The organism is Microcystis sp. T1-4 (assembly GCF_000297435.1).
Lineage (GTDB): Bacteria > Cyanobacteriota > Cyanobacteriia > Cyanobacteriales > Microcystaceae > Microcystis.
Genome location: NZ_CAIP01000073.1, coordinates 1 through 14108, shown reverse-complemented (window position 1 = coordinate 14108; position 14108 = coordinate 1). Strand labels below are relative to the sequence as shown.

Here is a 14108-nt window from a genome sequence, read left to right as displayed (position 1 = left end):
AATTCAAAAAAAGATGACAAGATTACTAACTAGCTAAATGGTTAACATTTCTTGACTCAAGTTCTTCCGTTTTGAAACAGAAGAAAAAGTCCGTATCGGTTGTCCTAAACGGCAGAAGAAAAAGCCGCGTCCTTTTGGTAAATGATAGCTTTTTTGGAAGTTATGACGTAGATGTTGATGTTGTAAAACAACGCTAACGGGATGAACAGCTAGTCCCATTTTAGTTGCATTTAAACAAAAGTTCAACCAAAGTGCGCCCCCTTCTAACTGCATTTTTAAAGAAGGATAATCGGTTTTAAAATTAAGATAAATCAAGAGAGGAGATGCTTTGACAAGTTTTCCCATTTCAGAAGCTAAAAGATGAGGTAATCTTAAATACTTTAGCCAATTCATACAGTAAGGGCTCAGTAAAATTTTTAACAAAAAACTAAAACTTTGAGAGCCTTTTTCTAATAGTTGCTCAATCGGAAATCCATATTCATGTTTTTCTTGTTTACTAAAGTGTATAAATTGATAGGTTTCTCTCCAAACCTCTGCTTTTGTAAACTCAATCTCTCCATAATGACTGACAAATTTAGCCATCGATTCTATTACTTCTCTTTCTTTAATAATCGTTATTTCAATCTCAGAAAAAGCATCGGGATAAGCTAGACTTTTGAGAAAAAAAAGGGGGTGATCAGGCGCAATCATAGGTGAGTTTATGTCATAAGGACTACGATGAGTTATTCTCTTGCTAAATTGTTGAATTAATTCTTGGATTTCTATGTTAAAAATACTGGGGGCAAATTGAATATTCAGCACAGCTAATGGAATCCAAGAATTAGTAATTTTGAGAGATTCTGGTAAAGAATTTTGACCTATATCAGAATTATGCCAAATGAGTTCTCCTGAAAGAGATTGTGAGGCTAAAGCGATCACTAAACTTTCTAAAAATGCACCACAACTGAGTAACATTTCTAGATTGTGATTTTCTAAACTACGGAGACATTTTTCTTGATTTAAGGCTAAAATTAGATAGGTATTATCATTACTATTTGGAAGAACTGCTGCCGTATGTTCTTGAAGAAAACCCTCTAAAATCAATCGTGAATCTTTTTGAATCACCTGAATAATTTCCCACGGTTGACTGTTATGAGAAGAAGGAGATAAACTGGCTAAACACAGGGCTTGATTTATTTCTGATTGAAACTTGATAGGTAACGAGGAAGGTACTTTCATTGCTCAATGTTTTGATGTGTGAATTGTTCAGGATGGAGGTAGGCAAGGTCTACCAAATTCTTGATAATTGAGGAGTGATCCCAGTCGGAAATTGGGTTAACTCAGGTAGGGTCTATTGCTCTTACTTTTTTGACCCCAACAATTAGGTCTCGCATGATGGGCAAAGAAATAATCTCTACTGACTCAAAACCGGCCTTGCTAAAACGTTCTTTATATTCTTCACCTGTACTTTCACCGCCTCCATCCGTTGAAACTAACATATCCAATGAAAGTAAAGCCGTTAATAATGGGCCAGTTTCTTCTTGATTAATTAAGGACTCTGTTGCTAAAAGAATTCCATTAGGTGGCAAAGCTTGATAACATTTTTCCAGAATTTCTAATTGAATGTGATGAGGCCAATCATGAAGAACCCAACCTAGATAAATAATATCAAATCCTTTTGGCAAAGAATGACTGCTTAAGAAATTTCCTTCATGAGTTGCCATTTGCCCCTCTAGATGATACTGTTCTTTAATGTATTGCTCTGTTATTTTACAGACTTCGGGTAAGTCAAAAACCGTAACTTTTAAATGAGGAAAATAAGAAATAATCATTTGACCAAAAACCCCAGTAGAACCTCCAATATCTAATAAATGATGATAGGGAGAAAAATCAAAATTGAGAGCGACAGAGGCGGCGGTTTCTTGATTGTATAAATTCATGGTTTTTAGGAAATGAGCCAACTGATTAGGATCTTGATACAAACTCGAAAAATGTCCCGCTTCAGAGCCTGTCACTTGTTGCCAACGGTTACTATTTTCCTTGACAGCATCCGTTAGTTTATTCCACAGAGGAAGAATATCTCGAATATGAAAAGCAACATCCCCTAGATAAATAGGATTTCCTGAGACTAATAATTCTTGGGTTACGGAAGCATTTTGATAAGTATCATTAGTCTTAGTGAGAAGTCCTAAAGCCACACAAGCCGTGAGAAGTTTTTTGCCACTCACGGGAGAAAAATGACAGTCTTGAGCCAGTTGTTCGATCGTTTTTGCCTGTTGAGATAATTGTTCAAAAATTCCTAACTCTAAAGCTGAGAAAAGAGTTTGTGTTTTCCAACCTGCAATGATTAATTCTTGGATATCGAGAAAATTCATCAGAAATAACTCCTGTTAGAAATGACATTAATTTGACAGTGAGAACAAAAATTTAACGTTATTCATTCAGAATAATTAGTAAATAAATGAATAAGAACAAAACGACATTCCGGCACTTCCTACCCAACCAACAATGCGATCACCTCGTTGAACTTTGCCTTGCTGAATAGCGGTAGCCATTCCCCCTGGAACTGAAGCAGAAACTAAATTGCCACAAGTTGGATAGATGTGCCACATTAAATGTTTAACGCCACAAATTTCAGCCACATCATCCCAAGCTTTTTTAGAGGAAGCATGAGGAAAAACAATCTTAACTTCATCTAGAGGGGTTTTGAGTTGTTCTAAAACAACTTTTAATTCTTGTGATGCATTAAGATGCAAATCATTGCCAAAAGACGTGAAACGATTGAATCCATCTAGACCAACTTTGGGCGAATTAGAAGAATAATATTTCTGGTAACTCTCTAAAGGAACAGTACACAAATCAGCTAAATCGGTACGGGAACGAAAATTAAATTCCCAAGGATTATTGGGATCATAAGAAATAACCGTAGCCGTCGCTGCTTCCCCCAAAGTATAACCTGGAAAAGACCAGTTAATTTGCTCCTCATTTGTTAAGCTAAAAACCTTTGGATAAACATAGCCATCATCTCGTAAGTTAAATTCTGAATTAACGACTAATGCCCGTTTATAAGCCCCAGTTTGTAGTAAAGTATAAATAATGTAGATAGCACGAGTCCAACTCATACAAGCATCTAGAATATCAAAGCAATGAACTTCTTTCATTCCTAATGAATGGGCAACCATATAAGACCCCCCCGGTTCAATAAAGCCTCGATCAATTCCAGTGTAAATTAACAAGTCAATGTCTGAGTTATCACAATTAGCTTCCGCTAATGCTTGATTAACTGCTTGAGTCAGTAATCCAATTGGTGTTTCACCATCACCTAACCAATTACGATTTTGAGAACCCGAATATTTTAGATAAAACAAAATATTATCTAGAGTTTTATCAAGATTACCTTCAAAAGTAGCTATACTATGTTTGCCAATTAATTCAATAATGTCCTCATTACTAACTTTGCGTGAGGGAAGTACCACTTTTACTGATTCTAATTTCATGGGAAAACTCCTAAATAGACAGGATAAATACAGTTAAGTTCAACAATTTCGACAAGATAGAGATAAAGGGCTAACTAGGAACAGTTTGATAACGACTCAAATAAATACTAAGACCTTCAATCGTCTCACAATCAAAAATGACTGTGGGGGAAACTGGATAACCCAACCAAGTTTCTAAATCAGCAGACAAGAACAAAATTTCGGAAGAACTAAGACCCGAATCAATAAAAGAAATTTTTTGGTGAATCTCTTGCGGATTAATTTCTAACTCTTTGGACAGATAGGCTATTAACCAAGCTTTTATTTCTGTTGCAGAAACCGAAGCAAAACGCTGGTTTAAAGCTTGAATTTCTTGATTTTTGTTCCATTCAAAAACACTATCAAGAGATTTTCCCAAAAAAGCTTGACGGCAGCCCTGACGCTGTATTTTACCACTTGATGTTTTGAGAATCGATCCTCGTTTGAGAAGAGAAATCGCAGCCACTTCTAGCTCATGATGGTCATCGACAGCTTGACGAATCGCCTCCACTACTGTGGGAAAATCCGAAGTCCGGCGTTCTACTTCTGCTAGAATTACTACTTTTTCTAATCCATTCTCATCAATGGAAAACGCAGCACAGTTGTTTAAACGAATGGCTGAATGGCTTTTTTCTACTGTCCATTCGATGTCTTGCGGATAATGATTCACACCACCAATAATAATTAAATCTTTTAAACGACCAGTCACAAAAAGTTCGCCCTTTTCGATAAATCCTAAGTCTCCTGTGCGTAAAAAAGGACCTTGTTCAGTCTCTTTAAGATAGGCTTTAAAAGTCATTCCTGTTGCTTCTAAATTTTGCCAGTAACCTTGGGCTACACTTGGATCATTAATCCAAATCTCTCCCATCTCTGAAGCAGAACAGAGCGACAAGGTATCTGGATTAACAATAATCACATTCATCTCACCAACGGGCAGGCCACAACTCACTATTCTACGGTTTTTTTTCGTCGGATCTTCTGAGTCAATAATTTCCTTAATTCGGGGTTGTGTATCATGGGGTTTAGTGGTGACTAAAAGAGTTGCTTCTGCTAATCCATAAGCAGGATAAAAAGCCTCAGATCGAAATCCACAAGATTCAAAAGTTTTAATAAATTTCTCCACCGTTTCGGGTCGAATAGATTCTGCACCATTACTAGCTGTTTTTAGAAAACTTAAATCCAAGTTGTGTTTTTTTTCTTCTGTAATATTATGAAGACAATATTCATAAGCAAAATTGGGACCTTGGGTGTGGGTTGCTTTGTAACGAGAAATAGTTTCTAACCATCTTAAAGGACGTTTGATAAAGCCTAGAGGAGACAGAATATAACAAGGGACTCCTGTGTAAAGGGGTTGAATTAAACCATCAATTAATCCGTAATCATGAAAATAAGGCATCCAAGTCACAGCAATACTTTCTGAAGTATATCCCCATGCTTGTTGAATATATTGAGAGTGATGGAGAACATTTTGATGACTAATCATGACTCCCTTGGGCGTAGCAGTTGAACCAGAAGTGTATTGTAAATAAGCTAGATCATCTCCTTTGAAAGAAGTCATTTGCCAATCATTTGACTTAGCTTTAGCAATTTGATCACTGGTTAACCATTGTAACTCTGATAACTCAGTCAGTTGTGACTTTAAATGAGAGTAAATATGACTGGTTGTTAAGATTATAGTCGCTTGAGAATCTTGAATAATTGCTTTGAGTCGAGGTAGGGTTCGTTTTAGCCGAAGGGGATCAGGTGGAGGGGCTGGGATGGCAATAACGCCTGCATATAAACACCCCCAAAAAGCAGAAAGAAAATCTAAACCGGGAGGATAGATTAATAAAGCCCTTTCGCCTGTTGCTTGCCACATTTGTAACTTAGAAGCGATCGCTCGACTTTCTTGATCCAATTGCTCATAAGTAAGTGTATGAGGGGCTTGATGGTTATCAGGGAGATAAGTATAAGCGATTTTATTAGGCTGTTGAGAAGCCCGATAACGGAGTAGTTCGACTAAAGTAGAAAAAGGAAGACTACTAGACATTATTTATCATCTCCTTCGATAATTTTGCTTTTAATTGGTAGTAATAGACGATTGCTTGGTCAGCAGCAACCCAATGATAGGTTTGAGGATCGGGTTGTAGGGGTGTAATCGATTTCAGAATGGGTATATCTTGTTCTTTTTGAGCCACTTGGACTTCAAATGTAACCAGCAACAAAGCAAATAAATAACCCAAAAAAGGATCTCGAATGTAGTCTTGATAATAACGAATTATTACCCAACTATTTTGTTGATCTATAGGAGTTGCTACTACAATAAAATAAATTTTGGGTAACAATTGAATCCAAGTAAGATTAGGGAATCTCATCTTTAACTTGAAGCTAAAATCAGACTCTTGATCAGAGGCTTTTCTTAATTTTACCTCGGTCCTAATACAGTCATTTTTGAGGGTAACTTCATAAGGTTCTAGAACCGAACCAATTTTTGTAAAACGGTGTAAGGCGTGCGGTTTTTTGCCTTGAATTTCTTCCGACTTACAAATAGGATACCACTGTTGGGGAATCATCTAAATTTCTCCTTAATTTTAAGAAACAAAGTAGTAGAATCTGTACCTTTATTTTAGAGCTAATTGTGAATTTCTTCTGCTAAAGTATTGACCGTATAAGAAATCTGTTCTTGAGTATGTTCGCTAGTAATAAAAAAGCGCATTCTCGCCCCATTTTTTTCGACGGCGGGATACAAAATAGCGTCCACATTAATTCCTCTTTTAAAGAGGGCTTCTGACAGTTTTAAACATACCGAAGATTCTCCTACGATAATTGGCACTACAGCAGAGTTAGCACTGTTTCCAGTATTTAATCCCTTTTCTTTAGCTAAATTGAGAAACAAGCTTGAATTGTATTGTAGTTTTTGGACTCTTTCTGGTTCAGCTTCAAGAAGCTTAATCGCCTCTAAAGAAGCAGCAGCATTAGCGGCTGGAATTCCTACACTAAAAATAAACCCAGGGGATGTTTTTCGGAGAAAATCTATAAGGTTTTGACGGCCGGCAATATAACCGCCACAACTGGCTAGGGTTTTACTTAATGTTCCCATCAAAAAATCTACTTCATTGGGATCAACATTACAATATTCAGTAATTCCTTTGCCTCGTTTGCCTAGCACCCCTAAAGAATGGGCTTCATCCACCATTAAATAAGCATTATTGGCCTTAGAAACCTCAACAAATTTCGCTAAATCTGGAATGTCTCCATCCATACTATAAACCCCTTCAATCACGATTAACACTTTGTTATAGTAAGGGCGTAAAGTTTTGAGGGTATTTTCCAAAGCTTGCCAATCATTATGAGGAAAAGCCTGTCTTTGTGCGCCCGATAAAATACAGCCAACAATGACACTATTATGACTTAAAGCATCATGAAGAATTAAATCGCCTTCTCCAAATAGATGGCCAATAGTAGAAACATTAGTTCCGTGGCCTGACACATAAACCACTGAATCTTCTACCTCAATAAATTCAGCAATTTTACTTTCTAATTCTTGATGTAAAGGAATTTGACCACCAATAATTCGACTGGCACAAACGGAAGTTCCATAATGTTCAATGGCTTGTTTAGCTGCTTCATTCACTTGAGGATCACCAGACATTCCCACATAATTATAACTCGAATAATTAATCAGTTCTCGACCCTCAATAATAACCCTATTACTATTTACGCCTTCATGAGTGCGAAAATAAGGGTTTAATTGAGTATATGAACTAATTAAATGTTCTCTTTCTTGTAAAGCTAAATAAGCAGGAGACGTTTCAATAGTTTGATGACGCTCTTGAGGAGAAACAGAACTTTTTAGAGAAGATAAAGGAATAGGAGTAGGGAGAGAAACTGTTGGATTAATATTATTAAGTGACAGCAGTTGTTCTAAAACTTGTTCTACCTTCATAGTGGGTTGAATAGGCATATTAGACGCAAGACAAAAGGTGTTTTTGAGATGGTGTAAAAGTTGCGCTAACATCCAAGAATCAAGTCCTAGATTCTCAACAAGATGATGATGTAACTGAATTTCTTCTTGAGGAAACCCGCTAACTTTAGCAATAATTTGCCATAAAATTAACCGAATTTCTTCAGGACTTTGAAATTGAGCAGTAGCAGACAATCCCGATGGAGAATTATCTTGATAAATTGGAGAAGTCTGTAAGCCTTGTCTTGGCGATGATAAAGGAAAGGATGGGTCATTTGCACAGGTTAATTGTTGATGTTGTTTGAGTAAAACTTTGCTTTGAAGGGCTATGGCTTCAGCTTGCTTGCTCAACAATTCTAAAATCTTCGGTGGCAGACCGGAAAGTGAATCAGAAGAAGACAAAGAAGGAGAATTAAACGACATATCGTGAAACCTCTTAAAAATCAAAAGTCAAGATTACTTTCGGATAGGGATTACGGCGGATTCAGGCTCAGTCTGGTACATCTTCTAAGTGGAAAGGCTGATCTAATAAGGAGTTGTCTGTGCCAGATGGATAGAGAAACCGCCGTATTAGACCTATCAACCAGAAACTTGATCTCAATAGTTGAGACAACAAATATCCATTGTTTTTAGGATTACTAAATGTCGGAATCTGGCAAGAAGTCGATAAATGAAGGTCAGTCTAACGACTTAGTAAGATTTTGCTTTGTACAATTAACGCTTCAGCCTGTTGAGTAAGAACTTCCAACAATTGACTCGAAGGAGAATTTAAAATCTTAGCTTCTTCCGGTTGAACAACAGGTAAGATTGAAGATTCGTCTTTTTCTTTATTGGCATGATGATTTACAGTTAGGATTGGGTAATGTTTACGGTTAAAAGCATAAGTCGGCAGATGCAACTTTTGATAAGTAGCATCACAATACAGATTCGCCCAATTCACTCGACAACCTTCAGTGTATAAGATAGATAAAGTGTTGATTAAAGTTTGCCAATTTTCTTCACCTAACTTAACTGAATCTAACCAGATGACATCTTTGAAACCACACTGTTTACCCATGCTTACTAAGGTCGGTTTGGGACCAATTTCTAGGCAAACGTTAACTCCTAACTTGACTAAAGATTGTAGTCCACCTTGAAAATCAACTGTATGGAGTAGATGATTACACCAATAATCTGCTTGGCAAATTTCTTCAGAATAAGCGACTCGACCCGTATAGTTAGAAATTAAGGGAATCTGAGGGACGTTGAAAGTAACTTGCTTAACCGTTTCTGCAAATTCCTCAATGATAGAAACCATTAAAGGAGAATGAAACGCATGAGAAACAGAAAGGATTTTAGTAGCAATTCCTTGAAGTCTTAGCATTTCAACAATTTGGTTAACGGCTATACTTTCTCCCGAAATTACCGTATTTTGAGGACTGTTACGGGTAGCAATCACGACTTTCTGTTGATAAGAGTCTAAGTAAGGCACAATGCTATCAGCAGGAAGAGCCACCATAGCCATTGTCCCATTAGCAGGCAGATTCTGGATTAATTGACCCCGTTTGGCCACTAATTTAACCGCATCTTCTAAGCTAAATACATTAGCAATGCAAGCCGCGACATATTCCCCTAAACTATGACCGATGACTGCTGTTGGTTGAATCCCCCAAGCTTGCCAGAGTTTGGCCAGTGCATACTCAAAACTAAAAAGAGCCGCCTGAGTGTATTGTGTTTGATTAATGAGTGTTGATCTTGGCTCTTGAGGGTAAATAACAGATAACAAAGACTCAGACAAATAAGGGCGGAATAAGGCTTCACATTGACGGAAAGCTTCTTGAAAAATCGGTTCAGTTTCCCATAATTGTTGCCCCATACCGACATACTGTGAACCTTGACCTGTAAATAAAAAGGCGATTTTTGTGACATTTCGCTCATTAAAGACATTTTTAGTAACTCCTTTAGAAAATTCACCCAAGTTCCATCTCTGAAGTTTGATCTTTAATTCTTCTTGAGTCTTCGCTACCACCGCTAAACGATGGGAAAAGTGGGAACGACCTGTATTTGTGGTGAAGCACAAATTTGCCAAAGAATTATTAGGATGCTCAGTTAGCCATTGAGTATAATGAGCAACTAAAGCCTGTAAACTACTTTCATTTTTCGCTGATAAGGTGAATAATAAAGGCAGATCAGCTTTTACATCAGAAGTAACTGACAATTGTGGGGCTTCTTGTAAAACGACATGACAGTTTGTTCCCCCAAAACCAAAAGAACTGACCCCTGCATAGAGACTATCGGTGTTCGTCACCCAAGGTTGATGGGTTTTAACAAATTCTAAAGAGGTATTGTCTAAAGAAATATGAGGATTTACCTGTTTTAAATGAAGATGCGCTGGAATTTCTCGATGATGTAGGCATAAAGCCACTTTAATTAAACCAGCAATTCCGGCTGCTGCTTCTAGATGCCCAATATTCGTTTTGACTGAACCCACCCAATAAGGATGATTTACAGGGCGATTGCTATCAAAAACCGCCTTGAGCGCATCCACTTCAATCGGATCACCCAGAGGCGTTCCTGTCCCGTGAGCTTCTATGTAACTAATTTGTTCGGGTTTAATTTGTGCTTTGGCCAAAGCTTCACGAATTATCGATTGTTGAGCCAGTCCATTCGGCGCAGTAATGCCATTACTGCGACCATCTTGATTGATCGCTGACCCCCGAATCACTGCATAAATAGCATCTCCATCGTCCATAGCATCTTTTAAACGTTTGAGGACAACCACACCGCAACCTTCTCCTCGAACATAACCATCAGCATCGGCATCAAAAGTCTTACAACGTCCTTCTGGGGACATCATTTGAGCTTGAGATAACGCTAATGTTAAATCAGGGGTTAAGATCAAGTTAATGCCAGCCGCTAAGGCTAAATCGGATTCATGGTTTTTGAGATTTTGACAAGCCATGTGAACTGCTACCAAAGAGGAGGAACAGGCCGTATCTACAGTCATACTCGGTCCACGTAAATCCAACAGATAGGATAACCGATTGGCAACCATACTATTCGCACTACCGGTTCCCACATAGGCATCAAGGTTTTCAGGATTCCGTAATAGGATATGAGAATGATCATTCGTACTCAGCCCGACAAATACGCCTGTACGACTACCCGCTAACTGATCTGGGACAACCCCAGCATTTTCAAAGGCTTCCCATGCCACTTCTAGAAGTAATCTTTGTTGAGGATCCATGCGAGCAGCTTCGCGAGGAGCAATGCCAAAGAACGACGAGTCAAATTGATCAACTAGATCTAAAAATCCGCCCCATAAAGCAGGATGATGATCAGGCATCGTACGATGCAAACTTGCGCTTCTTTCTGAAGGTAAGCGACGAATGGCATCAATACCTTGAGATAAAAGATACCAGAAAGAATTAATGTTATTAGCATTGGGAAAACGGCAACCTAAACCGATGATGGCAATAGCATCCTCAATGATCGCTGAATCAGACGGCTCAGACTGAGAGGTTTGGGATTGAACAGGAGAAGTCCCTGTTTTTTCCCCTAAATAATCCGCTAATTCGCTGATGCTCGGATAGTCCCAAAGTAAGGTGGGAGAAACGTTTTTATCGAGCAATTTCCCTAAATCTGCCGCTAAATTAACCATTTGTAGGGAATTTAAGCCATAATTACTAAAAGATTCTTGGATATTAATTTCTTTAAGGGTTAACTGTCGTTTTTCACTCAACCAATTTACTAACCATTGACGAATGGCTTCCACAAACAAAACCGATGAACCAACCGAAGAAAATTCCTCTCCAGTTTCTTTCCCAGTTTCTTCGGTTAAGATGGGAGCTTGCCATTGACCAATGACGGTTAAACTAGACTGTTCAAATCCTGACCGACAAGCATAACGTTGAATTTTTCCACTAGACGTTTTGGGAATTGAACCCGTTTTGAGTAAAACTACGGCATAAACTTCGATTTCATGATGTTCTGCAATCGCTCTACGAACCGCTTCAACCACCTCCTCTGTATTAAGCTTGCGAACAAATTGACGCTTGACCTCTAAGGTTAATACTAATTGTTCTTGATGATTAACTGTGACGGCAAAGGCGGCCGCAAAGCCTAGTCTGAGAGCAGGATGACTATTTTGCGCCGTCAACTCTAAATCTTGAGGATAATGATTACGACCACGAATAATAATCAAATCCTTTAATCGTCCCATCACAAAAAGTTCACCGTCTTTTAGGAAACCTAAATCACCCGTTCGTAGATAGGGACCCTCATTCGTTGTCTCTAAATAGGCTTGAAAGGTTGCAAAACTGGTTTCAGAACGTTGCCAATAGCCTTGAGCAATACTTGCACCGGACACCCAAATTTCACCAATGCCATCAGGGGGACAAGGGATATGAGTTTCTGGATCAACAATAACAATTTGACAGCCTAAAATTGGACGACCACAACCTATGACTTTATTTGCCTCCTCATGACTCGATGAAGGAAGTTCAACCACCCGTTTTTGTTCTAACCCCAATCTTTGCAGTGCGAGAACACGGGGAGCTTGACCATGTGGCACACTACAGATTTTTAGGGTTGCTTCCGCCAGTCCATAACCTGGGCTTAAAGTTTCCCAACTTACCCCTAAAGACGCAAAGGCAGTGACAAATTTTTCTAAGGTTTCATAATAAATCGGTTCAGCCCCATTGACCGCCACTCGCCAACTGCTTAAATCTAGATGAGCATCTCGAATCGATTGACTTTTCTCAACACATAATTCGTAAGCAAAATTAGGCGCCCCCGTATGAGTCCCACGATATTGGGCGATCGCCTCTAGCCAACGCTGAGGCTTCTGGACAAAAGACTCAGGAGACATTAAAAAAGTAGAACAGCCACTGTAAAAAGGTTCTAAAATACCAAATACTAAACCAAAATCATGAAAATGGGGCAGCCAAGAAACAATCACACTCTCCCCAGAAATATCCCATGTTTGAGCCATATCATAAGTATTATGCAGGGCATTTTGATGACTAATCATCACTCCTTTGGGAGTACAGGTTGAACCAGAAGTATATTGTAAATAGGCAATATCTTCGGGGTTTATCCTAGGCTCTTGCCATTGGTCGGCTAGGTTTCCATCTATCTGATCCGTCGTTAACCAAGATAAGTCTTTCAGTTCGGGAGCAAACTCAAAACAGCGTTCTAAATTTTGGCTAATCTCAGAAGTGGTTAAAGCAATTTTTGACTGTGAATCTTTCATTATCGCTTTAATTCTCTCTAAAGAGCGATTAGGCTTAGGATGATAGGCAGGAACAGCAATCATACCTGCATATAAACAGCCAAAAAAGGCGGCGATATAATCTAAACCCGCAGGATACAGTAAAAGAACGCATTGATTTTCAGGATGAAAACGTTGAAGACAAGCAGCAATGGCGCCAGCTTTTCGATCTAATTGAGCATAAGTTAGCTTTGCGGGGATATCTTGGTTGTCTGTTAAGAAATGATAAGCAATTTGATTCGGTTGTTGAACCGCTCGATATTTAAGTAATTTTACCAATGTAACTGGTTCAGCTCGATCACCAGAAGAAATTTCGGTCGACCATGGGGAAAAAGAGCTAAGATTTGTCGTCATCATTTAAATTTACCTAAGAGGCAGCTTTTCGTTGGGAGGTTGTTGATCATTGAATCAAAAAGGATAAAATAAATTCCGTAAAATTCTGGCTAATATCATGGGATCTTCTAGAGTAGGGTTTGCTGAAAAAGTTTTTCCTAGAGGCAGGGTGTAGGGTGTAGTGCGATTCGTTGGCTAGAAACTAGACAGTAAGACGTTTAGAGGATTAGCCGCTTGGTAAATGTAGTACCTTGATAACTTTATAACCCCACAGGTGCGGGTTAGTGGGAGTTAGGAGTTTTCGGTCAGCAAAAAAGGCTCAAACCATTACGGGACAAAGGGTTAACCTCGATTTATGATTTTCCTTGATATATCTGGGTTTCAGCGATTTTGGGCTTCTCGAAGCGCCAATTCAAACTTGAATCGGCCAAGTAAATCCCAAGCGGGGATTGGAGTTGAGTTGAGGCTTTTATCGATTTGTTTTTTGTCTAAGTCCCATTAGTAGTGATCTTAACACCCACGAGCCAAAAGTCCGACAGGCTCGAAACAAAAGTTAACAGAGTTGGGGCTGATATAGTGCGCCTAAATGATATGTAAACTAGAATGCCGACAACAATCCCGAAATATTTTAGGCTCTTCGTTACTTGGTATGGTTCGATAGGGGAGCATAAATCGACTAAATCTTTATCTGGCAAGAGACTTAACTGATTAGTTCGCTCTAGATCAAAAACAATTGACAAAAATCGCCAAATGTCTTTCTCTATAAGAGTTTCATTCCTTATAATCCTGTACGTTGCATAAGACAAACCGAAGAACCATATTTTAGAATAAAAGGAGGACAAATATGGCTCTTCGTTACTCTTTATGCTAAATCAACAGACAAGATGCCAAGACAACATACTTCTAACCCAAAAATTCCGAAAGTTTCTCAAGCCATAGGCTCTCCGTTTTATTAGTTTAAGTTTATTGTTGATTCCCTCGACCACCCCATTCGTTGTCCTTCGCTCAAAATAACTAATTATTTCTCCAAACCAGTTTCGGATTGTTTGACAACTCTTGGTAAAAACACTGGAGGATTTTGCCGGGA

At 38.6% G+C, this 14108-nt stretch carries 8 protein-coding genes and 1 pseudogene; all 9 read right to left on the bottom strand.

The annotated features are described in order from the left end of the window. Positions 1-33: 33 nt before the first annotated feature. Entirely contained in the window at positions 34-1218 is a 1185-nt protein-coding gene (locus MICAI_RS03840) for a hypothetical protein (protein WP_008198044.1), read from the bottom strand. A 101-nt stretch (positions 1219-1319) separates the two neighbouring features. Beyond that, positions 1320-2354 (bottom strand): methyltransferase, encoded by a 1035-nt coding sequence (locus MICAI_RS03835; protein WP_008198041.1) that lies wholly within the window; start codon positions 2352-2354, stop codon positions 1320-1322. Between the two features lie 75 nt (positions 2355-2429). Next, entirely contained in the window at positions 2430-3476 is a 1047-nt protein-coding gene (locus MICAI_RS03830) for a 3-oxoacyl-[acyl-carrier-protein] synthase III C-terminal domain-containing protein (RefSeq protein WP_008198039.1), read from the bottom strand. Positions 3477-3546: 70 nt separating this feature from the next. Continuing rightward, entirely contained in the window at positions 3547-5523 is a 1977-nt protein-coding gene (locus MICAI_RS03825) for an AMP-binding protein (protein WP_008198038.1), read from the bottom strand. Continuing rightward, entirely contained in the window at positions 5516-6046 is a 531-nt protein-coding gene (locus MICAI_RS03820; RefSeq protein WP_008198036.1) for a hypothetical protein, read from the bottom strand. Before MICAI_RS03820 ends, MICAI_RS03825 begins: the two co-directional genes overlap by 8 nt. A 59-nt stretch (positions 6047-6105) precedes the next feature. Then, positions 6106-7860 (bottom strand): aminotransferase class I/II-fold pyridoxal phosphate-dependent enzyme, encoded by a 1755-nt coding sequence (locus MICAI_RS03815; protein ID WP_008198034.1) that lies wholly within the window; start codon positions 7858-7860, stop codon positions 6106-6108. Between the two features lie 259 nt (positions 7861-8119). Continuing rightward, positions 8120-13045, bottom strand: a complete 4926-nt coding sequence (locus MICAI_RS03810) for a type I polyketide synthase (protein ID WP_008198032.1) — start codon at positions 13043-13045, stop codon at positions 8120-8122. Between the two features lie 599 nt (positions 13046-13644). After that, positions 13645-13827 (bottom strand): annotated as a pseudogene (locus tag MICAI_RS27730) (hypothetical protein); the annotation flags it as partial. A 66-nt stretch (positions 13828-13893) separates the two neighbouring features. Continuing rightward, on the bottom strand, positions 13894-14108 hold a 215-nt coding region (locus MICAI_RS23055), incomplete at its 5' end, for a transposase (protein ID WP_198285276.1).